This window comes from Stenotrophomonas sp. VV52 (assembly GCF_002893095.1).
Classification (GTDB): domain Bacteria; phylum Pseudomonadota; class Gammaproteobacteria; order Xanthomonadales; family Xanthomonadaceae; genus Stenotrophomonas; species Stenotrophomonas aracearum.
In genome coordinates, this window is the sequence record NZ_PKQQ01000001.1 from 158561 (window position 1) to 185296 (window position 26736).

Sequence of the window (26736 nt, forward strand, 5' to 3'; positions counted from 1 at the left end):
GAAGGAAGCCGATGTCTGAACCCGCCAATCGTCCCGCCCCGTCCTCGCCGGACGCCACCGCCACCGTCGACCAGACGGTGGCCCAGGGGGGCGCCTACGAGGTGCTGCGCCGCCGCCTGCTGGAGCAGGGCGGCCGCCTGCGCGGCCTGGCAGAGGCCCTGAACGGGCAGCGGCTGGTCGAGTTCGGCGACAGCCGCCTGGAGGTGGCCGGCCGCTTTCGCATCCGCAGCGAGAACAACTGCGTGGGGCGCGACATCGTCCAGGTCGGGCCGGACCTGCTGCTGTTCGGGTACAACGTGTTCCTTGGCCTCAAGACCCAGACCCGGGTCGAGGACGTGTTTGGCCTGTACCGTCTGGTGCAGGCCGGCGATGGCTACGACGTAACGCCGGTGGATGCCAGGGGAACTTTCCTGGCCGAGCCGGGCTTCGTGCACGATTTCAGCGAGCTCTACGCGTACTACAAGCACGCCCGGCTGCTGCAGCTGATCAAGGTGGGCGACAAGCTGCTGGCGTCCTTCCAGATCGGCGAGCGCAGCACCGACGTACGCGTGTTCCGCTGGGCGGTGGCGCGCGATGGCGCGCTGACCTACCTGGACGCGCGCGGCGAGCGCGACATCGCGCTGCCGCCGCCGTTCGATTTCGAATGGGTCCGCGCAACCCGCGACATGGCGGTCAGCGGCCGCCATTCGCACCTGAACATCCTCGACACCCTGTTCGTGGAAACCACCGGTGGCGACCTCACCGTCAAGGTCGAGAACAATACCGAAAGCGGGCAGGGCCTCTACAGCGAGCCGGTGGACGACAGCACCCAGTCGCTGGACGACGCCCAGTTCGACTACGCCCGGGTCGGCTCGCTGGTACTGCTCAAGGTGCTGCCTTACCGCGAAACCGTGTGGCGCGGTCTGATCTACAACACCCTCACCGGTACCATCGTGCGCAACGACGCCATCGTGCAGGCGTGCGTGCAGCTGCCCGAAGACCACGGCATCATCTTCCCGGGCGGGTACTATCTGCAGAGCGGCGAGCACAAGGCGTTCGACGCGTCCATGCAGGGCATGCAGTTCAAGCGTGCGATCCGCTCGCCGAACGGCGAGGACGTGCTGTACATCTTCTACGAACGCGAAGGCGGGCGTTCGGCCCTGTTCGTCTACAACACCATCCAGCGCGTGCTGCAGAACCCGGTGTTCGGGCATGGTTACGCGTTCCTGCACGACGGGCGCATGGTGCTGTTCCATGCCGAAGGCACCGAACCCACCCGCATCCACCCCATGCAGGTCTGGCAGACCCCGTTCAGCAGCGACGAGTTCGCCGCCAGCCGCCCGCCGGGCAATACGTTCATGGGCCGGATCGGCAATGCCGAACTGGTGCGCGGGATTTCCAACCTGTTCGACCTGGCCCGCGGCATCGAAGGCCAGGACGTCTCGGTGCAACGCTACCAGCGCCTGGTGCAGGACACCCGGCGACTGTTCGACGCGCACCATTGGCTGGACGACGCGCACTGCGACGGCGCGGCCGCGCTGTTGCGCGAGATCAGCGGCACCGGCGAGTCGGTGCTGGACGAGTACGAGAAGGTGCAGTCGATCCGGCAGCAGTCCGCGCAGGCGATGGCCACGGCGCAGGCAGCGCAGAAGGCGTTGCTGGCGGGATTGCAGCCGGAAAACTGGCGTGAGGTGCAGTCGTTCGTGGAGGCGCTCAACGCGATTTCCACCCAGCGCGGCCACCTTCTCACCATTCGAGACTACCGTTACATCGATACCGACGTGATCGATGCGATGACCACTGCCCTGCAGGAAGCCCACGACCGCATCGGCGCGGCCACGGGCCAGTTCCTGGGGGGCGACAGTGCATTGGCACCGCTGGGCGAGCGCCTGCAGGTCCTGGATGCGGCGGCCCAGCAGGCCGAAAGCGCGCGAGTACTGGATGAGCAGCTGGCCGGCATGCGCGACATGGCCGCGGACCTGGACATGCTCTCGGCGCTGATGGCCGGGCTCAAGGTCGACGATGCCACCGCGCGCACCCGCGTGGTTGAATCCATTTCAGCGGTCTATGCGCGGCTCAACCAGAGCCGGGTGCGCGCCGAGCAGCGCCGCCGCTCGCTCGGCTCGGCCGAGGCCGTGGCCCAGTTCGCCGCGCAGTTCGCGCTGTTCTCGCAGGCAATCACCAGCGCGTTGGCGATGGCCACCGACCCCGAGCGGGCCGACGAACAGATGTCCCGCCTGCTGGTCCAGCTGGAAGAACTGGAAAGCCAGTTCGGCGAGCATGAGCAGTTCCTCGGCGACATCCTGGCCAAGCGCGAAGAGCTGATCGAAGCCTTCGAAACGCACAAGCAGGCGCTGCTGGACGAGCGCCAGCGCAAGGCGCGTTCGGTGCTGGACGCGGCCACCCGCATCCTTGACGGCCTGGCCAAACGCACCGAGCGCTTTGCCAGTGCCGACGAACTCAATGCGTTCTTTGCCGGCGACCCGCTGGTGCTCAAGCTACGGGAACTGGCTGGGCGCCTGCGCGAGCTGCGCGACAGCGTCAAGGCCGACGACGTTGAAGCGCGCCTCAAGGGCGTGCGCGACCAGGCCGTACGCGCGCTGCGCGATCGCAGCGAACTGTTCGAAGCCGGCGGCAACGTGGTCCGGCTGGGTCCCCGCCATCGTTTCAACGTCAACACCCAGGCGCTGGACCTGACCCTGTTGCCGCGCGGCGATGAACTGGCCATCCACCTGACCGGCACCGATTTCCTCGAAACCCTGGATGACCCGGAGCTGGCCGGGCTGAAGGAATACTGGCAGCTGGGACTGGATTCGGAATCGGCGCAGCTGTACCGGGGCGAGTACCTGGCCGGCAGCCTGCTGCTGGCGGCGATGGAAGGTCGCGAGGGCCTGGACGTGGCCGCCCTGCAGCATGCAGCCGCCGAGCCGGACGCGCTGGAGCGGATCGTGCGCGACTTTGCGGCGCCGCGTTACCGCGAAGGCTATGAGCGCGGCATCCACGACCACGACGCCAGCCGCGTGCTGCACGCCCTGCTGCCCCTGCAGCAGGCCGCCGGAACCTTGCAGCATGCGCCGCGTGCGCGTGCGCTGGCCCTGCTGTTCTGGGCCGCGCATCAGCGCCGTGACGACGTGGCCCAGTGGGCCAGTCGCCAAGCCGGCGCCGATGCCATTGCCCGCCTGTTCCGGTCGCCCGAAGGGCAGCAGGCCCTGCTGGCCGAGATGGACCGTGCCGTGGCCGGTTTCGTCGCCGAGCGTGCGCTGCCGTTCGATGCTGCCGATGTACACGCCGCAGCCACCTACCTCGGGGCTGAGCTGAGCGCGGGCGACCCGGTCTTCAGCACCAGCCGGTATGCGCAGGCACTGCTCGACGCACTGGGCCAGCACCTGCAGGCGGCCGGGCAGCGCGAAGCATTTGACCGGGCGCTGCAGCGCGAGCAGGACGGGCTGGCCGCGCGCTGGGCGCTCGCCGGCCAGTGGCTGCGTGCGCTGTGCCAGCTGCCCGCGTTCACCGACCACGCCGCCTATGCCGATGAAGCTGCCGCGCTGCTGCTGGTGGCGCGCGCGGTTCGCACCCGTCCCAGCGATGTTGCGCTGCTGGTGCAGGTAGACGGACTGCTCGGCGAGCATGCACGCATCCAGCAGGGCCACCTCTCACTCTCGCTGGACGACTTCCTGGCCCGACTCCGCACGCACCTGCATACGTTCGTGCCCGCCTTCCACGCCTACCAGGGTGTGCGCCAGCGCATCATCGCGCGCGAGCGCGATGCGCTGCGCCTGGCCGAGTTCAAGGCCAGGCCGTTGTCCTCGTTCGTGCGCAACAAGCTCATCAATGACGTCTACCTGGGCGTGATCGGCGACAACCTGGCCAAGCAGATGGGCACGGCGGGCGAGAACAAGCGCAGCGACCTGATGGGCCTGCTGATGATGATCTCCCCTCCGGGCTACGGCAAAACCACGCTGATGGAATACGTGGCGCACCGGCTGGGGTTGGTCTTCATGAAGATCAACGGCCCCGCGCTGGGTCACGAGGTGCGCTCGCTGGACCCGGCCCAGGCCCCGGACGCCACCTCGCGGCAGGAGCTGGAGAAGCTCAACCTGGCGCTGGAGATGGGCAACAACACCATGCTGTATGTCGACGACATCCAGCACACCCATCCGGAGTTCCTGCAGAAGTTCATCTCGCTGTGCGACGGCACCCGTCGCATCGAAGGCGTGTGGCGCGGCCGCACCCGGACCTACGACATGCGCGGCAAGAAGTTCTGCGTGGTGATGGCTGGCAACCCGTACACCGAATCCGGCGAGGTGTTCAAGATTCCGGACATGCTCGCCAACCGCGCCGACATCTACAACCTGGGCGACGTGCTGGGCGGCATGGAGGACGCGTTCACCCTCAGCTATGTCGAAAACAGCCTCACCTCCAACCCGGTGCTTGCTCCGCTGGCCACGCGCGAGATGGCCGACCTGTACCTGCTGGTCGACCGCGCGATGGGCAGGGAGGTGTCCACCAATGCGCTCAGCCATGCTTACAGTGGCGCCGAGATCAACGAGATCGTCGGCACCCTCCAGCGCATGCTCACCGTGCGCGACGTGGTCTACCGGGTCAACCAGCAGTACATCGCCAGCGCTGCGCAGGATGATCGCTACCGGACCGAACCGCCGTTCCGCCTGCAGGGCAGCTACCGCAACATGAACAAGCTGGCCGAGAAGCTCTCCCCGGTCATGAACCCGGCCGAGCTGCAGCAGTTGATCTCCGATCACTACCTGGGCGAGGCGCAGCTGCTCACCACCGGTGCCGAGGAAAACCTGCTCAAGCTGGCCGAGCTGCGTGGCGTGCTCACCGAAGAACAGCAGCAGCGGTGGGCGCAGATCAAGCGCGATTTCCTGCGCAACAAGGCGATGGGTGCCGACGACGCGGATGTCGGCGGGCGCGTGGTGGCACAGCTGGCCGATATTGCCGGTGCCCTGCAGCGCACTCCCGAGCCCGCGCCCGTGGCGATGGCCGACCCGGCACCGTGGCCGGCTCTGCTGGCCGCGCTTGAGCGGCTGGCGCAGGCACAGGTGGAAGCAGCCGGCGTGGCGGCGTCGCAGATAACGGTCGACGCCGTCGTGCCAGCCGACCCGGTACCCCTTTCGCAAGGCTTGCAGGACGGGCTTGCACCGTTGTTGCAGCTGATCGGCCAGTCCAACGCCGAGCAGGCACGCACCGGCGAAACCCTGGCGCTGCTGGCCGGCTGGGTGCGCCAGCAGATGGAGCGTGAACCGGCGGCGGCACCCCGTGCGCGCGTGCGGCGCGCCAGCACGCCTGAAGAGCGCGCATTGGACGAGGCGCTGATGCGTCACTTCTACGGCGCCGCGTCGGTGCCGCCGCGCGACACCCCGGCCCCCGACGACGCGCGCGTATGAGTTCGCCCTGGCCCGTGCCGGAGCCACCCGCCCGGGACGCGTCCAGTCTGGCGCGCTATGGCGAAGCGCTGCTTGCAACACTGGAGCGGGCCGGTGCACCTGCTGCCGCAGACCGGGCAGGGCAGCCGCTGCTCCAGGTGCTCGACCAGCTTGCGCAGGTGATGCAGTCGGCGACCCCGGGCAGCGTGCGCCGCCAGGCGGGCTGGTGGGATCGGCTGTGGGGCCGTGACGTGGCGCGCGAACTGGATGCCCAGGCGTGGCAGCCGCGCCTGGGGGTACTGCGTGCCCAGGCGGAAGCAGCGCTGCAGGCGTTACGCGATCAACGCGCGGACCGTGACCTCGCGCAGGCGCGTGCCACCACCGCCGCGCACGTAGTGCAGGCGTGGATCGAACGCGGTGAGGAACAGCTGTCGAGCCTGCCTGCAGCACTGCAGGAGGTGCTGGTCCAGCGTTTGGACCATCTTCGTCGCCTGGGTGCCCTGCAGCAGGTGGAAGCGGGCCAGTGGAAGTTGCTGGCCGAGCAGGATGGCGCACTGCTGGCGCGCAGCCAACGCATCCTCGAAACCTTGCTGCCCGCCTGGCGCCAGGCCGTACTGGCCAGGCACGCCGGCGACCAGCAGCAGCGCGACCAGCAGGCCGCGCAGCTGCACGCGCAGGTCAGCGCCGAGCTGGCCTCGGTGCAGGCTAGACTGGACTGACCCGTGCACCCCAATGACCCTCTTCAAGGAGATCGCACCATGACCCAGGACACCCAGGCCAATCCGGTGCTTGCCGTGGCACCCACCGCCGTGGACGACGCCAGCCTGCAGGCCTTGGGCCTGGTGCGCGAGGACCTGCCGCGCATCGCCGAAATCGGCCGCAGCCTGGAGGACATCCGCCCGGGCAACCTGCAGGTGTTCGGGCGTGACGCAGCCGCCAAGACTGCTGCGTTTTCCAGCCAGCTGCTCGACCAGGTGCGCAACCGCGACCTGGACGTCAGTGGCGACAAACTGGGCGAAGTGGTGCGCATTGCGCGCACGCTCAACCTGGATGCATTGACCCAGCGTTCCAAGGTCCCGGTGATTGGCGGTTTGATCGACAAGCTGCGCGCGTCCAAGGGCGAACTGGTGCAGATATTCAGCGACACCAACCGCCAGATCGAACAGCTGCTGGGCGATGTAGGTGGCCAGCAGGCGCTGATGGGCCAGCGCGTGGGTGAGTTCGACCGCATGCACGAGATCGTGCGGGAGGAGCGCCATGCGCTGGGGCTGCACATCGCGGCGGGCAAACAGCGGCTTGCGGAGTTGCACCTGGAACAGCAGGCCAACGTGGGTACCGACGATCCCCAGCTGCGCATCCGACAGAACGAACTGGACAATGCGATCCGGCTGCTGGACAAGCGCGTGGGCGACCTGCGGGTGATGCAGCACGCGGCCGACCAGTCGCTGCCCATGATCCGCCTGATCCAGGCCAATGCGATCCAGCTGATCGAGAAGTTCAACACGGTTCGCGACATCACCATTCCGTCGTGGAAGCGCCAGTTCGCCATCCAGCTCTCGCTGAGCGAGCAGAAGAATGCGGTGGAACTGTCCAACGCGATCGACGACGCGACCAATGACCTGTTGCGCCGCAACGCGGACCTGATGCGCCAGACCTCGGTGGAAACCGCCAAGGCCAACCAGCGCGCCGTCATCGACGTGGCCACCCTGCGCCACGTGCACGATCAGCTCATTGCCACCGTGGAAGAAGTGCGCAGCATCCACCGCGACGGCATGCAGCAGCGCCAGCAGGCTGAGGTGGAGCTGGCCCGGCTGCGCGATGAAGTGCAGCAGCGCTTGGCGCAGCCCACCGCCGCGTAGTGCCGGCCGCTGGGAACGCAGGCCATCCCGGTAGGGTCGCACCCCGGTCGACCGCCGATGCAGGTTCAAGGCATGACCGTTGAGCGGAGAGGCTTGCCTGGTGGGGGCCATGCCCTGAAGCGCCGATCACCATTATCGGCGGTCGATCAGGATGCGACCCTACCGAAGCTGTTCCGTCAGCCACTGCGATAGCGCATCCATCCGCGCGTCCTGCCGACCCGCCGGTGTTGCCAGCACCCAGAATCCGCCGGTCGCGCCGAACCCCCATGGCGCCAACAGCCGCCCGGCCGCCAGCTCATCGGCCACCAGCGGTTCCGGCGCGATCGCGACGCCCAGCCCGGCCACCGCCGCTTCCAGCAGGAAGTACAGGTGCTCGAACCCGGTGCCCAGCTGCAGCTGCGCCGGGTCCAGGCCATGCGACAGCGCCCACTCCGGCCAAGCCTGCGGGCGCGAGGTGGTGTGCAGCAGCGGTTCGCCCAGCAGGGCATGCGGCGGCTGATGGCGTAGCCGTGCGGCCGCCGTATGCTGCGGGCTGACGACCACGCCCACCCGTTCCGGGGCCAGTTCGCGGACCTGCCAGCCACGCGGCCACGGCGGCTGCGCCAGCAGCAGTACCGCGTCCAGCGCCTGCTGCTGCTCGGTGAAGCTGCCGTCCTGCGCCGACCAGTGCAGCGCCAGTTGCGGCAGCTCGGCCTGCAGGGTTGGCAGGCGCGGAATCATCCAGCGCGCCAGGATGCTGCCACTGCAGCCCAGCACGAGCGCGTCGGGGCGCTGCCGGCGCTGCAGGCGGTCCACCGCGTCCCGGATCTGGGTGAAGGCGCCGTCGCACGCGGCCTGCAGCGCGGTACCGGCGGCGGTCAGCCGCACGCCGCGTCCCTCACGCTCGAACAGCGTCACGCCCAGATGCTCCTCCAGCAGCCGCAACTGGCGGCTGATCGCCCCGTGGGTGACATGCAGGGCTTCGGCGGCCCGACCCACGCCGCCCAGCCGGGCGGTGGCCTCGAAGCTGCGCAGGGCATTGAGCGGGGGCAGGGGCGTCTGGCTCATGTGAGTTTTCCTGACGGGTCGATGCAGATAATATCGATATTCCGGTCGGGACAGGTGCGTTAGATTGTCAGCCTGTCTCCATCGGCTGTCGCGTCATGTCCGCATCCCCCGCATCCCCCATCGCAGATTTCCACGCCTATCCCGACGCCCAGGGCCACTTCGGCCGCTACGGCGGCAGTTTTGTCGCCGAAACCCTGATCGGCCCGCTGCAGGAACTGGCCGCGGCCTACGATGAAGCGCGCCGCGATCCGGCCTTCATTGCCGCCTACGACAAGGACCTCACCCATTACGTGGGCCGGCCCAGTCCGATCTACCACGCCGAGCGGCTCAGCCAGCAGGTCGGCGGCGCGCAGATCCTGCTCAAGCGCGAAGACCTGAACCACACCGGCGCGCACAAGATCAACAACACCATCGGCCAGGCGCTGCTGGCCGCGCGGATGGGCAAGAAGCGCATCATCGCCGAGACCGGTGCCGGCCAGCATGGCGTGGCCAGTGCCACGGTGGCCGCGCGGCTGGGCCTGGAGTGCGTGGTGTACATGGGCGCCACCGACATCGAGCGGCAGAAGATCAACGTCTACCGCATGAAGCTGCTGGGCGCGACGGTGGTGCCGGTGACCTCCGGCTCAGCCACCCTGAAGGACGCGCTCAACGAAGCGATGCGCGACTGGGTCACCAACGTGCGCGACACCTTCTACATCATCGGCACCGTGGCCGGCCCTGATCCGTACCCGCGCATGGTGCGTGACTTCAATGCCATCGTCGGCCGCGAAGCGCGCGCGCAGATGCTCACCGACTACGGCCGCCTGCCCGATGCGATCACCGCCTGCGTCGGCGGCGGCAGCAATGCCATCGGCCTGTTCCATGCCTTCCTCAACGATCGCGCGGTCCGCATCGTCGGTGCCGAAGCCGCCGGTGACGGCATTGAAACCGGCCGCCACGCCGCCTCCATCGCCGCTGGCCGCCCCGGCGTGCTGCACGGCAACCGGACCTATGTGATCTGCGACGACGACGGCCAGATCATCGAAACCCATTCGGTGTCGGCCGGCCTGGACTACCCCGGCGTGGGCCCCGAACATGCGTTCCTGGCCGACAGCGGCCGTGCCGAATACCTGGGCATCACCGACGACGAAGCGCTGGCCGCGTTCCACCAGCTGGCGCACAGCGAAGGCATCCTGGCGGCGCTGGAGTCCAGCCATGCGGTGGCCCAGGCGATCAAGCTGGCGCGCGACCTCCCGAAGGACAAGCTGGTGCTGTGCAACCTGTCCGGGCGTGGCGACAAGGACGTGCACACCATCGCCGCGCGCGAGGGTCTGATCCTGTGAATCCGATGCTGCGCCAGGGAAGTGCGCTGCTGATCGCGGCCGGCCTGGCCGGCTGCACCGCGCCGGAGCCGCCGGTGCTGGCGACGCCGTCGCCGAAGGTAACCGCCCCGGCGCCACCGGGAAATGCTGAGGTAGCCAAGCGACCGTCTGACAGTGCGTCCGACGTTGCCTCCGACAGCGACGACGATGCTGCGGGGCCGTCGGTGGTCTCGGTTGCACTCGACCATGCCGGCGATGTGCTGATAGGCCAGCGCTTCAGCGAAGTCGAGGCCGAGGGCGAATGGCACTCGGCAGGGCTGAGCGACGGCGAGGCCGCCGGTGCGTGCGAGTACTACGAACGCGGCAGCCTGCCCGAAGGCGTGGCAATGATGGTCGAGGACGACCACGTGCAGCGTTTCGACCTGGCCAGCATCGACGGCTCGACCGAGGCGATTGCACAGCCCGGTCCGTTCGGGCTGCGCCTGGGCATGTCCGAAGCGGAGGCGCTCAAGCGCCTGCCGCCGGGCAGCACCCGCGCGCCGCATGCCTACGACCCGGAAACGGGTCACTACCTTACCTGGCAGGACCCGGGGTCGGATCTGGCAATCCGCCTGGAGATCTTCGAAGGGATGATTTCTACGATGTATTGGGGCGCCAGTGGCGCCGTTGAACTGAAAGAAGGATGTGCCTGAAATGCCTGTCGACCGTATCGATGCCTGTTTCGCGCGCCTGCGCGCCAGCCGCCGCAAGGCGCTGATTCCATTCATTACCGCCGGCGACCCCGGCCTGGAAGCGACCGTTCCGGTCATGCACGCCCTGGCCGCCGCAGGCGCCGACGTGATCGAACTCGGCGTGCCGTTCTCCGACCCGATGGCCGACGGTCCCACCATCCAGCGCAGTTCCGAGCGCGCGCTGGCCCGAGGTGCGGGCCTGCGCTACGTACTGGAAACCGTCACCGCGTTCCGCCGCGACGACAGCACCACCCCGGTGGTGCTGATGGGCTACCTGAACCCGGTGGAGATCCACGGCACCGCGAAGTTCGCCGAGGCGGCCATTGCCGCGGGCGTGGACGGGGTGCTGCTGGTCGACCTGCCGCCGGAAGAGGCCGAGGAGACCCTGGCGATCTTCAACGCGGCCGGGCTGGCGCTGATCCTGCTGGCCTCGCCGACCACCGCCGACAGCCGCCTGGACCTGCTCGCGGGCATGGCCCGGGGCTACCTGTACTACGTGAGTTTCGCCGGCGTCACCGGCGCCTCCGAGCGCCTCGACAGCAGCGCCGCCGGCGCCCGCCTGCGCGACCTGCGCAGCCGTTCCACCGCACCGGTAGTGGCCGGTTTCGGGATCAAGGACGCCGCCAGCGCGGCGGCGATGGCCACCGAGGCGGACGGCGTGGTGGTGGGCAGCGCACTGGTGGCGGCGTTGGCCGAGGCGGACGGCGCCGAGGCTGCGGCGCGCACCGCCAAGGCGTTCCTCCGGCCTCTGCGCGACGCTCTGGATAGCCATTGATCGGTAGCGTCGGCCGTTGGCCGACCCAAGGGGTGTATCCGGCGCCATGAGGGCCGGCCAACGGCCGGCGCTACCGGCATTCGAACGGCATCCCGTGTTCACGTGGCACCATTCACGCCGCATCCACACGCCCCCGTAGGGATCCCGGCTCCACAGCCGGTGAGCTAGACTGTCCGCCTTTGCGGCTTTCGGGCCGCCCTGAACGGAAGTGTCATCCCGCATGAGTTGGCTCAGCAAGTTGATGCCGTCGGGCATCCGCACCGACAACGTCCCCAGCAAGAAGCGCAGCGTCCCCGAGGGCCTGTGGGAAAAGTGCAGCAGCTGCGGCAGCGCGCTTTACGGTCCTGAGCTGGAAGAAAACCTGGAAGTCTGCCCAAAGTGCGGCCACCACATGGCGATCCGCGCACGCGCACGCCTGGCCTCGCTGTTCGACGCCGACAGCACCACCGAAATCGCCGCGCGCCTGGGACCGACCGACCTGCTCAAGTTCAAGGACCAGAAGAAGTACAGCGAGCGCATCAAGGCCTCGCAGAAGAACACCGGCGAGTACGACGCGCTGATCGCCATGCAGGGCCTGCTCAAGGGCCGACCGCTGGTGGCCTCGGCCTTCGACTTCGCCTTCATGGGCGGTTCGATGGGCTCTGTGGTCGGTGAGCGCTTCTCGCTGGCGGCCGAAAAGGCGCTGGAAATCGGTGCGCCGTACGTGTGCTTCTCCGCGAGCGGCGGCGCGCGCATGCAGGAAGGCCTGTTCTCGCTGATGCAGATGGCCAAGACCTCGGCCGCGCTGGGTCGCCTGCGCGACGCGGGCCTGCCGTACATCTCGGTGCTGACCCATCCGACTACCGGTGGCGTGTCGGCATCCTTCGCGATGCTGGGCGACATCAACATCGCCGAACCGCAGGCGTTGATCGGCTTCGCCGGCCCGCGCGTGATCGAGCAGACCGTGCGCGAAAAGCTGCCGGAAGGCTTCCAGCGCTCCGAGTTCCTGCTCGAGCACGGTGCCATCGACCAGATCTGCGACCGTCGTGAAATGCGCGACCGCCTGGCCGAACTGCTCGCCATGCTGGGCCGCCAGTCCGCGCCGGACGCTGCCGCCTGATGGCCGCGCGTAAATACTTCGGGACCGACGGCATCCGCGGTCGGGTCGGGCAGGGCGTGATCTCCGCCGATTTCGTGCTGCGCCTGGGCAATGCGCTGGGCCGGGTACTGATCGAGCGCAGCAAGCATGCCCCCGGCGTGCGCCCGGTGGTCGTGATCGGCAAGGACACCCGGATCTCGGGTTACATGTTCGAAGCTGCGCTGGAAGCCGGCCTGGTTGCCGCCGGTGCGGATGTGCAGCTGCTGGGCCCGATGCCGACCCCGGCGGTCGCATTCCTGACCCGCACCCTGGGTGCGGACGCCGGCATCGTGATCAGCGCCTCGCATAACCCGCATTACGACAACGGCATCAAGTTCTTCTCGGCCGACGGCGAGAAGCTCGACGACGCTACCGAGCTGGCGCTGGAAGCGGCGCTGGACACCGAGTTCACCACGGTCTATTCGGACCGGCTCGGCAAGGCGGCGCGTGCGCGCGACGCGGTCGGCCGTTACATCGAGTTCTGCAAGGCCAGCGTGCCGCGTGGGTTCGACCTGCGCGGCCTGAAGATCGTGCTGGACTGCGCGCATGGCGCCACGTACCACATCGCGCCGCTGCTGTTCCGCGAGCTGGGTGCGGAGGTGGTGGCCATCGGTGCCGAGCCCAATGGCGTGAACATCAATGACGGTGTCGGGTCGATGCACATCGACAACCTGGCCGCCAAGGTGCGCGAGGTCGGTGCGGACCTGGGCATCGCCTTCGACGGCGACGGCGACCGTGTGCTGATGGCCGACGACCAGGGCAACCCGGTCGACGGCGATGACCTGCTGTATGTGCTCGCGGCGGCCTGGCAGAAGAGCGGCCGCCTGCGCGGTCCGGTGGTGGGCACGCTGATGACCAACTTCGGGCTGGAGCAGGCGCTGGAACGCCTCGGCCTGCCGTTCGTGCGCAGCAACGTGGGCGACCGCTACGTGCACCAGGCGCTGGTGGAAGGCGGCGGCGTGCTCGGTGGCGAGGCTTCGGGCCACCTGCTGTGCCTGGACCGTGCCACCACCGGCGATGCGATCGTCAGCGCGCTGCAGGTGCTGGAAGTGCTGCGTCGTGGCGGTATCTCGCTGCGTGCTGCATTGAGCGACGTGACCAAGGTGCCCCAGAAGACCGTCAACGTGCGCCTGGCCGGTGTCTCGGCCAAGGTCATCGTGCAGTCCGAAGGCGTGCAGTCGGCGCTGTCGGCCGCACAGCAGGCGGTCAAGGGCCGCGGCCGCGCGTTCCTGCGTCCCTCCGGCACCGAGCCGGTAGTGCGGGTCACGGTGGAGGCCGATACGGCCGAGTTGATGCAGGGCACGCTGGACAGTCTGTCCGATGCAGTGAAGGCAGCGGCTGCGGCATGATGCGTAGCCGACGCTGACATGAAAAACCCGGCCAAGGCCGGGTTTTTCATGTGAGTTACGGCCCCGGTGCCATCTTCTTCTGCTTCGCCTTGAACCGGTTGAACACCGGTGCGATCAACGGGTGGTAACTCCACGCGATGCGCTTGCGCAGCCAGCTCGCCGGCCGGTTGCGGATGGCAAACCGATAGATGTGTTCCGGATCGCCACCTACCACGTTGCGCCCGAACGGATGCGTGGTGTGCAGGTAACGGAAGCCCTGCGCACGCGCGATCGGCAGGTAATCCTCGTCGAAATCGCCGTACGGCCAGCACAGCGTGTCTGACACCTCGCCCAGCTGTTCCTGCAGCACCGCGCGCGCCATTTCCAGGTCGCGGGTGATGCCGTCGCGCTTCTGCGTACGGCTGATGTCCTGCTTCATCCAGCGCGTGTGGGTATGGGTGTGGCAATGCACCTCGAACGTACCGGCCTCGATCATCGCGCGCGCTTCGCTCCAGCGCATCATCACGTCGTCGTGGCGGTTCTCGCGCAGGATCGCGTCTTCGCAGCCACGGTGGTCCGGGGTCGCCGGCAGCGTCGCGCCGGGCTGGCCGGCGTGCGGACGCAGCGGGCCTTCGCCCATCCAGCCGGTGACCACGAACACCACTGCGTGCATGCCGTACTTCTGCAGGATCGGATGCGCATACACCCAGTTGTCCAGGTAGCCGTCGTCGAAGGTGATGACGATGGACTTGCGCGGTACCGGCCTGCCGGCCAGGAAGTCGGCGTACTGGGCCAGGGTCAGCGAGGTCCAGCCGTTGGCGGCCAGCCACGCGATCTGGCTCTCGAAATTCTCCGGCGACACCGTGATCATGCCCGGCGAGGGCGAAACATGGTGGTGCATCAGCACCGGTACGGTTCTAGCGTTTGCCATGGCCCAGTTCCTTCAACCACTGGTGGTAATAGTACTCGGTGGCCTCGGTGTGCCCGGTCGGGGTGAAACGGTGCGCGCTGCGCATCCAGTCCCAGCCGGCCTGGCCCATCTGCCGGCGGCGTTCGGGCTGCTCCACCAGGGTCTGCAATGCCGCGGTCAACGCGGCCTGGTCGCCGAGCGGGGCGAGCAGGGCATTGCTGCCTTCCACCAGCATTTCCGGCACGCCGCCCACGCGGGTGGTGACGATCGGCACGCCCACATAGGCCGCCTCCAGGAACACCGTGCCCGCGGCTTCCTTGTGGCTGGCCAGGGCGAAGATGTCGAAGGCGGTCATCAGCCGGCAGGCCCCCAGCCGGTAGCCCAGCAGGTGCACCTGGCCGGCAATGCCCAGCTCGGCGCGCAGCGCGGTCAGGCGTTCCATCACCGGCGCGCCGTCGCCCACGATCACCAGCTGCAGGTTCGGGTGCTGGCGGCACAGCGGCGCGATCGCGCGCAGCAGGTCGGCATGGCCCTTGGCCTCGCGCAGTACGGCCACGCAACCGACCACGACCTGATCGTCGCTGAAGCCCAGTTCGCGGCGGACCTCGGCGCGGGTGTCCTGCAGGCACTGCCAGGCGTCGTCGCTGGTGGCCTGCGACCACTGCGGCGGAACCGCGATCGGCGGCACGATGCCGATCCGGTCGTCGGCGATGCCGCGATGGACCAGCAGCTGCTTGACGAAGCTGCTGACGGTCAGCACCCGGTGCGGCAGCCCGGTGTAGGTGAGCAGCGAATTGACCGGGCTCATCAGGTGGCGCGATCGGACCACCAGCGGTGCACCGCCCAGGCGGGCGCCGGCGGCGGCGATCAGGGCATCGCGGCGGCTGGTGGTATTGACCACGTCATAGGTGTGCCGACGCACCAGGCGGGATACCGACCAGATGCCGCGCAGCATCCGCAGCAGGCCGCCCATCTTCAGCGCATGCACGGTGAAGCCGGCCTCGCGGGCCATTTCGCCCAGTCGCGCGCCGGGCTGGCACAGCAGCGACACGTCGTGGCCGCGTTCGCGCATGGCCAGCATGTGGCGATAGATGTAGATCTCCTGCCCGCCGAATCCCTTGGCGGCTTCCGTGTGCAGGATCTTCAGTGGCTTGTCCATCGTGAACGTTCCAGGTGTCCAGTCATTCAACGTCATTGCGGGCGCGGGAGGGTCACTGCCCCGGTGCGCGCGCATGGCCAACGGGGCAGGGGACGCGCGGGCGTCCTTGCGGTGTCAGGGCAGACAGGGAGGGGCGATTGACGTGGCGGCGGCGATGTCGCGCGCATTGTATCGGTTTGTATCAATGTATCGTCAGTGCAGATCCTCCGATCTGGCACAATGTTCAGCCGGGCCACAGCCGTGGCCCATCTCCACCCCCGAACCAGCCAGGAACCGCAGTGAGCCAGATCCCCACCCTCGACATCACCCGTTTCGACAGTGACCGCGACGCGTTCGTCGCCGAGCTGGGGGCGGCCTACCGTGAATGGGGTTTTGCGGGCATCCGCAACCACGGCATCCCGCAGGCGGACATCGACGGTGCGTACGAGGTGTTCAAGGCGTTCTTCGCGCTGCCCGAAGCGACCAAGCTGCAGTACCACCTGCCGGGCACCGGCGGCGCGCGCGGCTACACCCCGTTCGGCGTGGAAACCGCGAAGGGCTCCAAGCACTTCGACCTGAAGGAGTTCTGGCACATCGGCCGCGAGATCCCGGATGACTCCAAGTACCGGGACGTGATGGCGCCGAACCTGTGGCCGACCGAAGTACCGGGCTTCCGCGAGAAGGGCTACGGCCTGTTCCAGGCGCTGGACCAGCTGGGGTCGCGCGTGCTGTCGGCGCTGGCGCTGCACATCGGCCTGCCGATCGACTTCTTCGCCGACAAGACCAACAACGGCAACTCGATCCTGCGCCCGATCCACTACCCGCCGATCACCGCCGACGACATCCCCAACGTCCGCGCCGGCGCGCACGGCGACATCAACTTCATCACGTTGCTGGTCGGTGCCAGTGCCGCCGGCCTGGAAGTGCAGTCGCACGAAGGCAAGTGGGTGCCGTTCACCTCGGACGCGGACACCATCGTGGTCAACATCGGCGACATGCTGCAGCGCCTGACCAACCACGTGTACCCGTCCACCATCCACCGCGTGGTCAACCCCCCGGGCGAGCAGGCCCGCCAGCCGCGTTACTCGGTGCCGTTCTTCCTGCACCCGAACCCGGACTTCCTGATCGACGTGCTGCCGACCTGCATCAGCGCGGACAACCCCAGCCGCTACCCGGAGCCGATCACCGCCCACGGCTTCCTCGAAGAGCGCCTGCGCGAGATCAAACTCAAATGACGTAGGTACCGACTGTCAGTCGGTACCCCTCAAAGGCCGCCTCCGGGCGGCCTTTTTCATTATCCATTTGAAATGTAAGCGTTTTCCTGAAACGCGGATTCGTTACATCCGGTATCATCACCGGCTGATACCCAAATGGAGCCCGCCCATGCGCCGCAAGATCGTCGCCGGTAACTGGAAGCTGCACGGCAGCCGCCAATTCGCCACCGACCTGGTCAGCGACATCGTCGCCGACCTGCCCAAGGAGGGCGTGGACGTGGTGATCCTGCCGCCACTGCCATACCTGGGCGAGCTGGTGGAGGCCTTCGAGGGTCGTGCTGTCGCTTTCGGCTCGCAGGACGTCAGCTCCAATGAAAAGGGCGCCTACACCGGCGAGGTCTGCGCGGCCATGCTGGCCGACGTCGGCGCCCGCTATGGCCTGGTCGGCCATTCCGAGCGCCGCCAGTACCACAACGAGACCAGCGAGCTGGTCACGCGCAAGTTCGCCGCCGCCGTGCATGCCGGGCTGGTCCCGGTGCTGTGCGTCGGCGAAACCCTGGAGCAGCGTGAAGGCGGCCAGACCGAGCAGGTCATCGCCAGCCAGCTGACCCCGGTGCTCGACCTGGTCGGGCCGGAGGGCTTCCAGCACGCCGTGGTCGCCTACGAGCCGGTCTGGGCGATCGGGACCGGCCGCACCGCCACCAAGGAGCAGGCCCAGCAGGTCCATGCCTTCATCCGTGGCGAAGTGGCCAAGCGGGATGCTAGAATCGCCGATTCGTTGCCGATCCTGTACGGCGGCAGCGTGAAGCCCGACAACGCCGCAGAGCTGTTCGCACAGCCCGATGTCGATGGTGGGCTGGTAGGCGGCGCCTCGTTGGTGGCCGCGGATTTCCTGGCCATCGCCCATGCGGCGGCCGGGCACTAACAAGACAAGAATTGTCCGAGGACGGATTCGAAATGCTGATGTTGATCCTCAATGTGGTCTACGTGCTGGTGGCAGTGGCCATGATCGCGCTCATCCTGATGCAGCGTGGTTCCGGTGCGGCCGCAGGGTCGGGGTTCGGCGCCGGTGCCTCGGGCACGGTGTTCGGCGCGCGCGGCGCGTCCAACTTCCTGTCCAAGTCGACCAAGTGGCTGGCCGTGGTGTTCTTCGGCATCAGCCTCTTCATGGCCTGGTACGCCAGCCATGGTGCGCGACCGGCGGTCCAGCAGGACCTCGGCGTGATGTCGGCCCCGGTCGCGCCTGCCGCGCCGGCAGTCCCCGCCGGTGAGCTGCCGGCCGTGCCGAAGGCCCCGGAAGCCGCTGCGCCGCAGCCGGTTCCGCAGGCGACTGTGCCGGCTCAGGCCGAAACGCCGAAATCGGGTGAAGAAAAGCCTTCGGAAGGCTCCCAGACTCCCTGAAGACGGTTACAATATGCGGCGCGTTGGGGGAGTCCACCAGGAATCACGCCCAGCGCGATACGTAATGCAATGCCCAGGTGGCGGAATTGGTAGACGCACTACCTTGAGGTGGTAGCGACTTAGGTCGTAGGGGTTCGAGTCCCCTCTTGGGCACCATTTTGTTTGTAAGCGGGTTCGTCTGGCGCGCAAAGCGCCAGCAACGTTTTCCGTCCACTCCCCCATGCCAAGACGCCTGCAGGCGTGGCGGCAGAGGCAAGAGAGAATCGCTGTGCTGGCCGAATATTTGCCGTCTCTGCTGTTTCTGATTGTTGCCACCGGTATCGGCGTTGCGCTGATGCTGGTCGGTCGGTTCCTCGGTCCCCGGCGTCCAGATCTGAAAAAGCTCTCGCCGTACGAATGCGGCTTCGAGGCTTTCGAGGACGCGCGCATGAAGTTCGATGTGCGCTACTACCTGATCGCCATCCAGTTCATCGTATTTGACTTGGAAATCATCTTCATCGTGCCGTGGACCCAGGTCTTCATGGAGCTGGGCACACGTTCGCTGGTCACGATGGGCCTGTTCGTGGGCATGCTTTTCCTCGGTTTCATTTACGTCTGGAAGAAGGGAGCGCTGGAATGGGAGTAATTCAGACTCTCGATGGCCTGATGAACAACCCGGTCCCGGAAGGGCGGGTCGACGACATCCTGCGCCCCGAAGGCGACAACCCGCTGCTCGAAAAGGGCTATGTGACCACCAGCGTCGACGCGCTGTTGAACTGGGCACGTACCGGCTCGATGTGGCCCATGACCTTCGGTCTGGCCTGCTGCGCGGTTGAAATGATGCATGCCGGTGCCGCGCGCCTGGACCTTGACCGCTACGGCGTGGTGTTCCGCCCGTCGCCGCGCCAGTCCGACGTGATGATCGTGGCCGGCACCCTGGTCAACAAGATGGCCCCGGCGCTGCGCAAGGTCTACGACCAGATGCCGGACCCGAAGTGGGTCATCTCCATGGGCAGCTGCGCCAACGGTGGCGGCTACTACCACTACTCCTATGCAGTGGTGCGTGGTTGCGACCGCGTGGTGCCGGTGGACGTGTACGTCCCCGGTTGTCCGCCTACCGCCGAAGCGTTGGTGTACGGGATCCTGCAGCTGCAGAAGAAGATCTGGCGTACGCAGACCATCGCCCGCTGACATTCCTCCTGACAAGAGCGCGCCAAGCCCCCATGGCAGAGCAAGCATCCTTCATCGACCGACTCTCCGCACGTTTCGCAGGTGCGCAGGTCTTCGTGGTCGAACCCCGCGGCGAAGTGACGCTGGAAGTGCCCGCTGCCGACTGGCATGCCACTGCTCTGGCGCTGCGCGACGAATTCGGTTTCGAGCAGTCCGTCGACCTGTGCGGCGTTGACTACCTCGGCTATGGCAGCGACGAGTGGGACACCGCCGACGTCTCTTCGCACGGCTTCAGCCGTGGCGTGGAAGGCAAGGGCGCCGGCCGTTTCGCGTGGGGCGAGTTCCCCACCCGCGAAACCCCGGAAGGCGCCCAGCCGCAGCCGGTTCCCCTGCAGCGTTATGCCGTGGTCGCGCAGCTGCGTTCCTACCAGCACAACCTCACCATGCGCATCCGCTGCTTCGCGCCGAACGAGGAACTGCCGGTGGTCGCCTCGCTGACCAGCGTGTGGCCGGGCCTGAACTGGTTCGAGCGCGAAGCGTTCGACCTGTTCGGCGTGATCTTCGAAGGCCACCCGGACCTGCGCCGCATCCTGACCGACTACGGCTTCGTGGGGCATCCGTTCCGCAAGGACTTCCCGCTGATCGGCAACGTCGAAGTCCGCTACGACGAAGAAAAGAAGCGCGTCGTGTACGAACCGGTCACCTCGGTGGAGCCGCGTGTCGGCGTGCCGCGCGTGATCCGTGACGACGCCCGTTTCCAGACCGCTGCCGGCGAAACCGCGCAGTCGGAGGCAAGCAAGTGAGTGAGTTCAAGCAAGCCCACCAGGCCTTTGCGAGCAACCCGGCCGAACTGCGCCAGGAAATCCGCAACTACACGATGAACTTCGGTCCCCAGCATCCGGCCGCGCACGGTGTGCTGCGCCTGATCCTGGAAATGGACGGCGAAACCATCATGCGTGCCGACCCGCACGTCGGGTTGCTGCACCGGGGCACGGAAAAGCTGGCCGAATCCAAGCCGTTCAACCAGTCCATCGGTTACATGGACCGCCTGGATTACGTGTCCATGATGTGCAACGAGCACGCCTACGTGCGCGCCATCGAAACCCTGATGGGGATCGAAGCGCCGGAACGTGCCCAGTACATCCGCACCATGTTCGATGAAATCACCCGCATCCTGAACCACCTGATGTGGCTGGGTTCCAACGCGCTCGACCTGGGCGCGATGGCGGTGATGCTGTACGCCTTCCGCGAGCGCGAAGAGCTGATGGACTGCTATGAAGCAGTCAGCGGCGCGCGCATGCATGCGGCGTACTACCGTCCGGGCGGCGTGTACCGCGACCTGCCGGACCAGATGCCGAAGTACAAGGAATCGCGCTGGCACAAGGGCAAGGCCCTGAAGAACCTCAACGCCTCGCGCGAAGGTTCGCTGCTGGACTTCCTGGAGAACTTCACCAAGGAGTTCCCGTCGCGCGTCGACGAATACGAAACCCTGCTCACCGACAACCGTATCTGGAAGCAGCGTACGGTCGGCATTGGCGTGGTCAGCCCGGAACTGGCGCATGCCTGGGGCATGACCGGCGTGATGCTGCGCGGCTCGGGCATTGCCTGGGACCTGCGCAAGAAGCAGCCGTACGCCAAGTACGACGCCGTCGATTTCGACATCCCGCTGGGCAAGGAAGGCGACTGCTACGACCGTTACCTGGTCCGCGTGGCCGAGATGCGCGAATCCAACCGCATCATCAAGCAGTGCGTGGACTGGCTGCGTGCCAATCCGGGTCCGGTCATGGTCAAGAACTTCAAGGTCGCGCCGCCCAGCCGCGAGGACATGAAGGACGACATGGAAGCGCTGATCCATCACTTCAAGCTGTTCAGTGAAGGCTACTGCGTCCCGGCCGGCGAAACCTACGCCGCGGTCGAAGCGCCCAAGGGCGAGTTCGGCTGCTACCTGATGTCCGATGGCGCCAACAAGCCGTTCCGCGTGCACCTGCGCGCGCCGGGCTTTGCCCATCTGTCCTCGATCGACTCGGTCGTGCGCGGGCACATGCTCGCCGACGTGGTGGCCATGATCGGCACCTACGACCTGGTGTTCGGTGAGGTGGACCGGTAATGGCACGCGCATGCACGATGCCTGACACCCGCCGGCCGATGCCGGCGCTGCAGGTTCTGGTTCCCACTATTCTGGTATTTGCAGGGGTCGGCCGATGAAGGCGACGGGTAATTTCGAGGCGGCGCGCGACGTCGACCCGATGGTGGTGTTGAGCGACAAGACGCGCGCGCACATCGATCACTGGCTGTCCAAGTTCCCGCCGGACCGCAAGCGTTCGGCGGTGCTGCAGGGCCTGCACGCTGCCCAGGAGCAGAATGCCGGCTGGCTGACCGACGAGCTGATCGCCGGCGTCGCCAAGTACCTGGACCTGCCGCCGGTGTGGGCCTACGAGGTTGCGAGCTTCTACTCGATGTTCGAGCTGGAGAAGGTCGGCCGCCACAACGTGGCCTTCTGCACCAACATCAGCTGCTGGTTGAACGGCGCCGAGGACCTGGTCGCGCATGCCGAGAAGAAGCTCGGCTGCAAGACCGGCCAGTCCACCGCCGACGGCCGCATCTACCTCAAGCGTGAAGAAGAATGCCTGGCCGGTTGCGCCGGTGCGCCGATGATGGTCATCAACGGCCATTACCACGAGCGCCTGACCGTCGAGAAGGTCGACGAGCTGCTGGACGGGTTGGAGTAAGACATGGCACATCATCACGCACCGTCCGGTCCCGTCGGTCCCGCACCGCTGCCGCACCAGGTGGTCTACACCACCCTGCATTACGACACCCCGTGGTCGTACGAAAACTACCTCAAGACCGGTGGCTACGCCGCCCTGCGCAAGATCCTCGAAGAGAAGATCTCGCCGGAGCAGGTCATCGAAATGGTCAAGCAGTCGAACCTGCGCGGCCGTGGCGGCGCGGGCTTCCCGACCGGCCTGAAGTGGTCCTTCATGCCCAAGGGCACCATGCAGAAGTACATCCTGTGCAACTCGGACGAGTCCGAGCCGGGGACCTGCAAGGACCGCGACATCCTGCGCTACAACCCGCATTCGGTGGTGGAAGGCATGGCGATCGCCTGCTACGCCACCGGCAGCACCGTGGGCTACAACTATCTGCGCGGTGAATTCCACCACGAGCCGTTCGAGAACTTCGAACAGGCCCTGGCCGACGCGTACGCGAACGGCTGGCTGGGCAAGGACATCCTTGGCAGCGGCGTGGACATCGACATCTATGGCGCGCTCGGCGCCGGCGCCTACATCTGCGGCGAAGAAACCGCGCTGATGGAGTCGCTGGAAGGCAAGAAGGGCCAGCCGCGCTACAAGCCGCCGTTCCCGGCCAACTTCGGCCTGTACGGCAAGCCGTCGACGATCAACAACACCGAGACCTATGCCTCGGTGCCGGCGATCATCCGCAACGGTCCGGAGTGGTTCCAGGGCCTGAGCCTGACCAAGAACGGCGGTCCGAAGATCTTCTCGGTCTCCGGCTGCGTGCAGCAGGGCGGCAACTTCGAAGTGCCGCTGGGCACCACGTTCGACGAGCTGCTGGAAATGGCCGGCGGCCTGAAGCCGGGTCGCACCCTGAAGGGCGCGGTGCCGGGCGGCGTGTCGATGCCGGTGCTGAAGGCCGAAGAGCTCAAGGGCCTGCAGATGGACTACGACACCCTGCGTGCCCTGGGCACCGGCCTGGGCTCGGGTGCCATCGTGGTGCTGGACGACAGCGTGTGCTGCGTCAAGTTCGCCTGCCGCATCTCGCAGTTCTTCCACAAGGAATCCTGTGGCCAGTGCACCCCGTGCCGTGAAGGCACCGGCTGGATGCACCGCGTGCTCGAGCGCATCGTCGCCGGCAAGGCGACCATGGAAGACCTGCACCAGTTGAAGGCGGTGGCCGGCCAGATCGAAGGCCACACCATCTGTGCGTTCGGTGAAGCGGCGGCATGGCCCATCCAGGGCTTCCTGCGCCAGTTCTGGGACGAATTCGAGTACTACATCGTCAACGGTCATTCGATGGTCGACGGCAAGAAGGTGGAGGCAGCCGCCGCATGAGCGCGCAACCCAACAACCCTGGTTGCACCCCGGCGATCGTGCCGGAAGGGCATGTGACCGTCGAGATCGACGGCCAGTCCCTGGTCGTGCCCAAGGGCTCGATGATCATCCAGGCCGCCGACAAGGCCGGCATTCCGATCCCGCGCTTCTGCTACCACGAGAAGCTGCCGATCGCTGCCAACTGCCGCATGTGCCTGGTCGACGTTGAAAAGTCGCCCAAGCCCGCGCCAGCGTGCGCCACCCCGGTGATGGACGGCATGAAGGTCGCCACCCGCAGCGAGAAGGCACTCAAGTTCCAGCGTTCGGTGATGGAGTTCCTGCTCATCAACCACCCGCTGGACTGCCCGATCTGCGACCAGGGCGGCGAATGCGAACTGCAGGACGTCTCGCTCGGCTACGGCCGTTCGGTGAGCCGCTTCAACGAGCGCAAGCGCGTGGTGCCCGACGAGGACATCGGTCCGCTGGTGGCCACCGAAATGACCCGCTGCATCCAGTGCACCCGCTGCGTCCGCTTCACCGCCGACGTCGCCGGTACCTATGAACTGGGTGGCATGTACCGTGGTGAAAACCTGCAGATCGGCACCTACGACGGCAAGCCGCTGACCACCGAGCTCTCGGGCAACGTGGTCGACGTGTGCCCGGTCGGCGCGCTGACCAACAAGGTGTTCCAGTTCCGTGCCCGTCCGTGGGAACTGACCGCGCGCGAGTCGCTGGGCTACCACGACGCGATGGGCTCGAACCTGTTCCTGCACGTGCGTCGCGGTGAAGTGCTGCGCTCGGTGCCGCGCGACAACGAGCTGGTCAACGAATGCTGGCTGTCCGACCGCGACCGTTATTCGCACCAGGGCCTGTACAGCGCCGACCGCGCGGTCAAGCCGCTGCGCAAGGTCAATGGCGAATGGCAGGAAGTGAGCTGGGCCGAAGGCCTGGCCGCGGCCAAGGACATCCTGGCCGCCAACAAGGGTGACGACCTCGGCGTGCTGGTGCACCCGTCGGCCTCGAACGAGGAGGGCGCGCTGCTGGCCCGTCTCGCGTCCGGCCTGGGCACCGGCAACATCGACCATCGCATCCAGAACCGCGATTTCTCCGACGCCGCTACGGCCGAAGTGTTCGGCCTGTCGCTGGCCGAGATCGAAGCCGCCGACACCATCGTGGTGCTGGGCAGCAACATCCGGCACGAACTGCCGCTGCTGCACGCCCGCCTGCGCAAGGCGCAGACCACCCGCAACGCGAAGATCCACGCGATCAACCCGGTCGACTTCGACTTCGCGTTCAAGCTGGCCGGCAAGCAGATCGTGGCACCGTCGAAGTTCGTCGACGCACTCGGCAACGCCGATCTGCGCCAGGCGGTCACCGGCAACGCCGTGCTGATCGTCGGTGGCATCGCCGAAAACCACCCGCAGGCCGCCGCGATCCGCGCCGCCGCGCGTGATTTCGCCGCTGCAACCGGTGCGAAGCTGTGCCGCATCCCGCAGGGCGCCAATGCCGTGGGCCTGTCCCGCGCCGGCGTGCTGCCGGCCGGCAAGGACGTCAACGCCATGCTGGCCCAGCCGCGCAAGGCCTATGCCCTGTACGGCATCGAGCCGGGCCTGGACTTCGCCGACACCGCCGCCGCCCGCAAGGCGCTGGCCGGCGCGCAGGTGGTGGCCTTCAGCCAGTTCGCCTGTGCCTCGACCCGCGACGTGGCCGACGTGATCCTGCCGATCGGTGCGCTGCCGGAAATCGACGCCACCCTGACCAACCTCGACGGTCGCGAGCAGTCGGCACGCGCCGGCGGCAAGCTGCCGGGCGAAGCCCGTGAAGGCTGGCGCGTGCTGCGTGCGCTTGGCGGCGAGCTGGCCCTGTCCGGTTTCGAATTCACCGACCTGGCCGGCCTGCGTGCCAGCCTGGCCCCGGTGACCGTCAACGTCTCCACCTCGGCGGCAACGCCGGTGGCCGGCGAAGGCCTGGAAGTGGCGTCCACCGCTGCGATCTACCGCACCGACGCGGTGGTCCGTCGCGCCCAGGCGCTGCAGTCGCACCCGCTCAACGCCGCGCCGCGCATCGTGCTCAACAGCGATGACGCCGCCCGCCTGCAGCTGGTCGAAGGGCAGATGGCCAAGGTCGGCACCGATGCCGGCAAGGCCACCCTGCCGGTGGTGGTCGACGCCCGCGTCGCCGCGGGTTCGGTCTGGATTGAATCGGGCCACGGTGCAACCGCACCGCTGGGTGCCGCACGCGTAACGGTGGTGGCTGCATGAACGAGTTGCTGATTAACGCGGTCGACCCGCTTCACCAGTGGCTGCTGGGCCTGGGTGAAATCGGCGCGCTGCTGTGGATCGTGCTGAAGATCCTGGTGATCGCCATGCCGGTGATCATCGCGGTGGCCTTCTTCGTGGTCTGGGAACGCAAGCTGATCGGCTGGATGCACGTCCGCCACGGGCCGATGTACGTGGGCATGGGCATCTTCCAGGCCTTCGCCGACGTCTTCAAGCTGCTGTTCAAGGAGATCATCCAGCCGGCGAGCTCGCACAAGGCGATGTTCGTGCTGGCGCCGCTGATCACCCTGGCACCGGCCTTCGCGGCCTGGTCGGTGGTACCGTTCGACGCGCAGGTGGTGCTGTCCAATGCCAACGCGGGCCTGCTGTACCTGCTGGCGATGACCTCGCTGGGCGTGTACGGCATCATCCTGGCCGGTTGGGCATCCAACTCCAAGTATGCGTTCCTGGGTGCGATGCGCGCCTCGGCGCAGATGATCAGCTACGAAATCGCCATGGGCTTTGCCCTGGTCGGCGTGATGATCGCGGCGGGCAGCCTGAACCTGAGCAGCATCGTGATGGCGCAGGCCGGCAACTCCGGCTTCTTCGACTGGTTCCTGATCCCGCTGTTCCCGCTGTTCGTCGTGTACTGGGTGTCCGGCGTGGCCGAAACCAACCGCGCGCCGTTCGACGTGGTGGAAGGCGAATCGGAAATCGTCGCCGGCCACATGGTCGAATACTCCGGTGGTGCGTTCGCGCTGTTCTTCCTGGCCGAATACGCCAACATGATCCTGATCAGCTTCCTGATCTCGATCTTCTTCCTCGGCGGCTGGCTGAGCCCGTTCCAGGGCTGGATCACGGCGGACATCTCGCCGTGGATCGACTGGATCTGGAAGGGCGGTGCACCGTGGCTGCTGCTGAAGGTGTTCTTCTTCGCCAGCGCCTACATCTGGTTCCGTGCCAGCTTCCCGCGCTTCCGTTATGACCAGATCATGCGTCTGGGCTGGAAGGTCTTCATCCCGCTCACCATCGCGTGGATTGCTGTGACGGCGTTGATGGTGTTCTACGGCGTGATCCAGAAGGGCGTCTAAGT

General features: G+C 67.0%; 22 protein-coding genes and 1 tRNA gene. 20 read left to right on the top strand and 3 right to left on the bottom strand.

Features of this window, described 5'->3' with window-relative positions; all coding sequences use genetic code 11:
- The first annotated feature begins 11 nt into the window (after positions 1 to 11).
- The 3 genes from C2U58_RS03190 to C2U58_RS03200 are packed head-to-tail and all read left to right on the top strand — an operon-like array spanning position 12 to position 7222.
- Complete coding sequence (locus tag C2U58_RS03190; protein WP_102944516.1) at positions 12 to 5384, top strand: DNA repair ATPase; 5373 nt, start codon at positions 12 to 14, stop codon at positions 5382 to 5384.
- Positions 5381 to 6082, top strand: a complete 702-nt coding sequence (locus C2U58_RS03195) for a hypothetical protein (RefSeq protein WP_146033397.1) — start codon at positions 5381 to 5383, stop codon at positions 6080 to 6082. The genes C2U58_RS03190 and C2U58_RS03195 overlap by 4 nt, the downstream gene beginning before the upstream one ends.
- Positions 6083 to 6121: 39 nt before the next feature.
- Positions 6122 to 7222 carry a toxic anion resistance protein gene (locus tag C2U58_RS03200; RefSeq protein ID WP_102944518.1) on the top strand — a complete coding sequence of 367 codons (1101 nt, stop codon included), beginning with the start codon at positions 6122 to 6124 and terminating at the stop codon, positions 7220 to 7222.
- A gap of 159 nt (positions 7223 to 7381) precedes the next feature.
- Here the strand turns inward: C2U58_RS03200 and C2U58_RS03205 are convergent, their stop codons facing one another.
- Complete coding sequence (locus C2U58_RS03205; RefSeq protein WP_102944519.1) at positions 7382 to 8269, bottom strand: LysR family transcriptional regulator; 888 nt, start codon at positions 8267 to 8269, stop codon at positions 7382 to 7384.
- Between the two features lie 95 nt (positions 8270 to 8364).
- Between C2U58_RS03205 and trpB the strand changes: the two genes are divergently transcribed.
- The 5 genes from trpB (at position 8365) to glmM (ending at position 13542) form a co-directional block, all read left to right on the top strand.
- Complete coding sequence (gene trpB, locus C2U58_RS03210) at positions 8365 to 9591, top strand: tryptophan synthase subunit beta (RefSeq protein WP_102944520.1); 1227 nt, start codon at positions 8365 to 8367, stop codon at positions 9589 to 9591.
- The gene (locus tag C2U58_RS03215) at positions 9588 to 10262 is read left to right on the top strand and encodes a hypothetical protein (protein ID WP_102944521.1); all 675 of its coding nucleotides are present in this window, start codon (positions 9588 to 9590) and stop codon (positions 10260 to 10262) included. Before trpB ends, C2U58_RS03215 begins: the two co-directional genes overlap by 4 nt.
- Position 10263: 1 nt before the next feature.
- Positions 10264 to 11076: a tryptophan synthase subunit alpha gene (gene trpA / locus C2U58_RS03220; RefSeq protein ID WP_102944522.1), complete on the top strand. Its 813-nt coding sequence runs from the start codon at positions 10264 to 10266 to the stop codon at positions 11074 to 11076.
- Between the two features lie 220 nt (positions 11077 to 11296).
- Positions 11297 to 12175 carry an acetyl-CoA carboxylase, carboxyltransferase subunit beta gene (accD, locus tag C2U58_RS03225; RefSeq protein ID WP_070207217.1) on the top strand — a complete coding sequence of 293 codons (879 nt, stop codon included), beginning with the start codon at positions 11297 to 11299 and terminating at the stop codon, positions 12173 to 12175.
- Positions 12175 to 13542 carry a phosphoglucosamine mutase gene (gene glmM, locus C2U58_RS03230; protein ID WP_102944523.1) on the top strand — a complete coding sequence of 456 codons (1368 nt, stop codon included), beginning with the start codon at positions 12175 to 12177 and terminating at the stop codon, positions 13540 to 13542. Before accD ends, glmM begins: the two co-directional genes overlap by 1 nt.
- Positions 13543 to 13597: 55 nt before the next feature.
- Here glmM and C2U58_RS03235 read toward each other — a convergent pair whose 3' ends face one another.
- On the bottom strand, positions 13598 to 14452 hold the full coding sequence (locus C2U58_RS03235; RefSeq protein ID WP_102944524.1) for a polysaccharide deacetylase family protein: 855 nt from the start codon (positions 14450 to 14452) through the stop codon (positions 13598 to 13600).
- The gene (locus C2U58_RS03240; protein ID WP_102944525.1) at positions 14439 to 15590 is read right to left on the bottom strand and encodes a glycosyltransferase family 4 protein; all 1152 of its coding nucleotides are present in this window, start codon (positions 15588 to 15590) and stop codon (positions 14439 to 14441) included. The genes C2U58_RS03235 and C2U58_RS03240 overlap by 14 nt, the downstream gene beginning before the upstream one ends.
- A 278-nt stretch (positions 15591 to 15868) precedes the next feature.
- Here C2U58_RS03240 and C2U58_RS03245 point away from each other — a divergent pair, with 278 nt between their 5' ends.
- The 12 genes from C2U58_RS03245 to nuoH all read left to right on the top strand — a co-directional run bounded on the left by C2U58_RS03245 (position 15869) and on the right by nuoH (position 26734).
- Positions 15869 to 16804 (top strand): 2-oxoglutarate and iron-dependent oxygenase domain-containing protein, encoded by a 936-nt coding sequence (locus C2U58_RS03245; protein WP_102944526.1) that lies wholly within the window; start codon positions 15869 to 15871, stop codon positions 16802 to 16804.
- Between the two features lie 148 nt (positions 16805 to 16952).
- Positions 16953 to 17708: a triose-phosphate isomerase gene (gene tpiA / locus C2U58_RS03250; protein ID WP_102944527.1), complete on the top strand. Its 756-nt coding sequence runs from the start codon at positions 16953 to 16955 to the stop codon at positions 17706 to 17708.
- A gap of 32 nt (positions 17709 to 17740) precedes the next feature.
- Positions 17741 to 18184 (top strand): preprotein translocase subunit SecG, encoded by a 444-nt coding sequence (secG, locus tag C2U58_RS03255; RefSeq protein ID WP_070207238.1) that lies wholly within the window; start codon positions 17741 to 17743, stop codon positions 18182 to 18184.
- Positions 18185 to 18255: 71 nt separating this feature from the next.
- Positions 18256 to 18340: transfer RNA gene (locus C2U58_RS03260), tRNA-Leu, on the top strand.
- 112 nt (positions 18341 to 18452) lie between these two features.
- A complete protein-coding gene (locus tag C2U58_RS03265; RefSeq protein ID WP_102944528.1) occupies positions 18453 to 18809 on the top strand; it encodes an NADH-quinone oxidoreductase subunit A in 357 nt (118 codons plus the stop codon).
- The gene (locus C2U58_RS03270) at positions 18800 to 19354 is read left to right on the top strand and encodes an NADH-quinone oxidoreductase subunit B (RefSeq protein WP_017354657.1); all 555 of its coding nucleotides are present in this window, start codon (positions 18800 to 18802) and stop codon (positions 19352 to 19354) included. Before C2U58_RS03265 ends, C2U58_RS03270 begins: the two co-directional genes overlap by 10 nt.
- A gap of 32 nt (positions 19355 to 19386) precedes the next feature.
- Positions 19387 to 20136: an NADH-quinone oxidoreductase subunit C gene (locus C2U58_RS03275; protein ID WP_102944529.1), complete on the top strand. Its 750-nt coding sequence runs from the start codon at positions 19387 to 19389 to the stop codon at positions 20134 to 20136.
- Positions 20133 to 21440 (top strand): NADH-quinone oxidoreductase subunit D, encoded by a 1308-nt coding sequence (locus C2U58_RS03280; protein WP_070207225.1) that lies wholly within the window; start codon positions 20133 to 20135, stop codon positions 21438 to 21440. The genes C2U58_RS03275 and C2U58_RS03280 overlap by 4 nt, the downstream gene beginning before the upstream one ends.
- Before the next feature lie 94 nt (positions 21441 to 21534).
- Positions 21535 to 22062, top strand: coding sequence for an NADH-quinone oxidoreductase subunit NuoE (gene nuoE, locus C2U58_RS03285; protein ID WP_070207226.1), 528 nt, complete (start codon positions 21535 to 21537; stop codon positions 22060 to 22062).
- 3 nt (positions 22063 to 22065) lie between these two features.
- Positions 22066 to 23406 (top strand): NADH-quinone oxidoreductase subunit NuoF, encoded by a 1341-nt coding sequence (nuoF, locus tag C2U58_RS03290; RefSeq protein WP_070207227.1) that lies wholly within the window; start codon positions 22066 to 22068, stop codon positions 23404 to 23406.
- A complete protein-coding gene (gene nuoG, locus C2U58_RS03295) occupies positions 23403 to 25646 on the top strand; it encodes an NADH-quinone oxidoreductase subunit NuoG (RefSeq protein ID WP_102944530.1) in 2244 nt (747 codons plus the stop codon). The genes nuoF and nuoG overlap by 4 nt, the downstream gene beginning before the upstream one ends.
- Positions 25643 to 26734 carry an NADH-quinone oxidoreductase subunit NuoH gene (nuoH, locus tag C2U58_RS03300; RefSeq protein ID WP_102944531.1) on the top strand — a complete coding sequence of 364 codons (1092 nt, stop codon included), beginning with the start codon at positions 25643 to 25645 and terminating at the stop codon, positions 26732 to 26734. Before nuoG ends, nuoH begins: the two co-directional genes overlap by 4 nt.
- The last annotated feature ends 2 nt before the right edge of the window (positions 26735 to 26736 follow it).

Excerpts from the sequence above, each read along its gene's own strand:
- glmM (WP_102944523.1), top strand. The coding sequence starts at position 12,175 with ATGGCCGCGCGTAAATACTTCGGGACCGACGGCATCCGCGGTCGGGTC.
- tpiA (WP_102944527.1), top strand. The coding sequence starts at position 16,953 with ATGCGCCGCAAGATCGTCGCCGGTAACTGGAAGCTGCACGGCAGCCGC.
- C2U58_RS03235 (WP_102944524.1), bottom strand. The coding sequence starts at position 14,452 with ATGGCAAACGCTAGAACCGTACCGGTGCTGATGCACCACCATGTTTCG.
- C2U58_RS03190 (WP_102944516.1), top strand. The coding sequence starts at position 12 with ATGTCTGAACCCGCCAATCGTCCCGCCCCGTCCTCGCCGGACGCCACC.
- C2U58_RS03195 (WP_146033397.1), top strand. The coding sequence starts at position 5,381 with ATGAGTTCGCCCTGGCCCGTGCCGGAGCCACCCGCCCGGGACGCGTCC.
- C2U58_RS03205 (WP_102944519.1), bottom strand. The coding sequence starts at position 8,269 with ATGAGCCAGACGCCCCTGCCCCCGCTCAATGCCCTGCGCAGCTTCGAG.
- secG (WP_070207238.1), top strand. The coding sequence starts at position 17,741 with ATGCTGATGTTGATCCTCAATGTGGTCTACGTGCTGGTGGCAGTGGCC.
- trpB (WP_102944520.1), top strand. The coding sequence starts at position 8,365 with ATGTCCGCATCCCCCGCATCCCCCATCGCAGATTTCCACGCCTATCCC.
- nuoF (WP_070207227.1), top strand. The coding sequence starts at position 22,066 with ATGGCACATCATCACGCACCGTCCGGTCCCGTCGGTCCCGCACCGCTG.
- C2U58_RS03270 (WP_017354657.1), top strand. The coding sequence starts at position 18,800 with ATGGGAGTAATTCAGACTCTCGATGGCCTGATGAACAACCCGGTCCCG.
- C2U58_RS03240 (WP_102944525.1), bottom strand. The coding sequence starts at position 15,590 with ATGGACAAGCCACTGAAGATCCTGCACACGGAAGCCGCCAAGGGATTC.
- nuoG (WP_102944530.1), top strand. The coding sequence starts at position 23,403 with ATGAGCGCGCAACCCAACAACCCTGGTTGCACCCCGGCGATCGTGCCG.
- nuoE (WP_070207226.1), top strand. The coding sequence starts at position 21,535 with ATGAAGGCGACGGGTAATTTCGAGGCGGCGCGCGACGTCGACCCGATG.
- accD (WP_070207217.1), top strand. The coding sequence starts at position 11,297 with ATGAGTTGGCTCAGCAAGTTGATGCCGTCGGGCATCCGCACCGACAAC.
- trpA (WP_102944522.1), top strand. The coding sequence starts at position 10,264 with ATGCCTGTCGACCGTATCGATGCCTGTTTCGCGCGCCTGCGCGCCAGC.
- C2U58_RS03200 (WP_102944518.1), top strand. The coding sequence starts at position 6,122 with ATGACCCAGGACACCCAGGCCAATCCGGTGCTTGCCGTGGCACCCACC.
- C2U58_RS03275 (WP_102944529.1), top strand. The coding sequence starts at position 19,387 with ATGGCAGAGCAAGCATCCTTCATCGACCGACTCTCCGCACGTTTCGCA.
- nuoH (WP_102944531.1), top strand. The coding sequence starts at position 25,643 with ATGAACGAGTTGCTGATTAACGCGGTCGACCCGCTTCACCAGTGGCTG.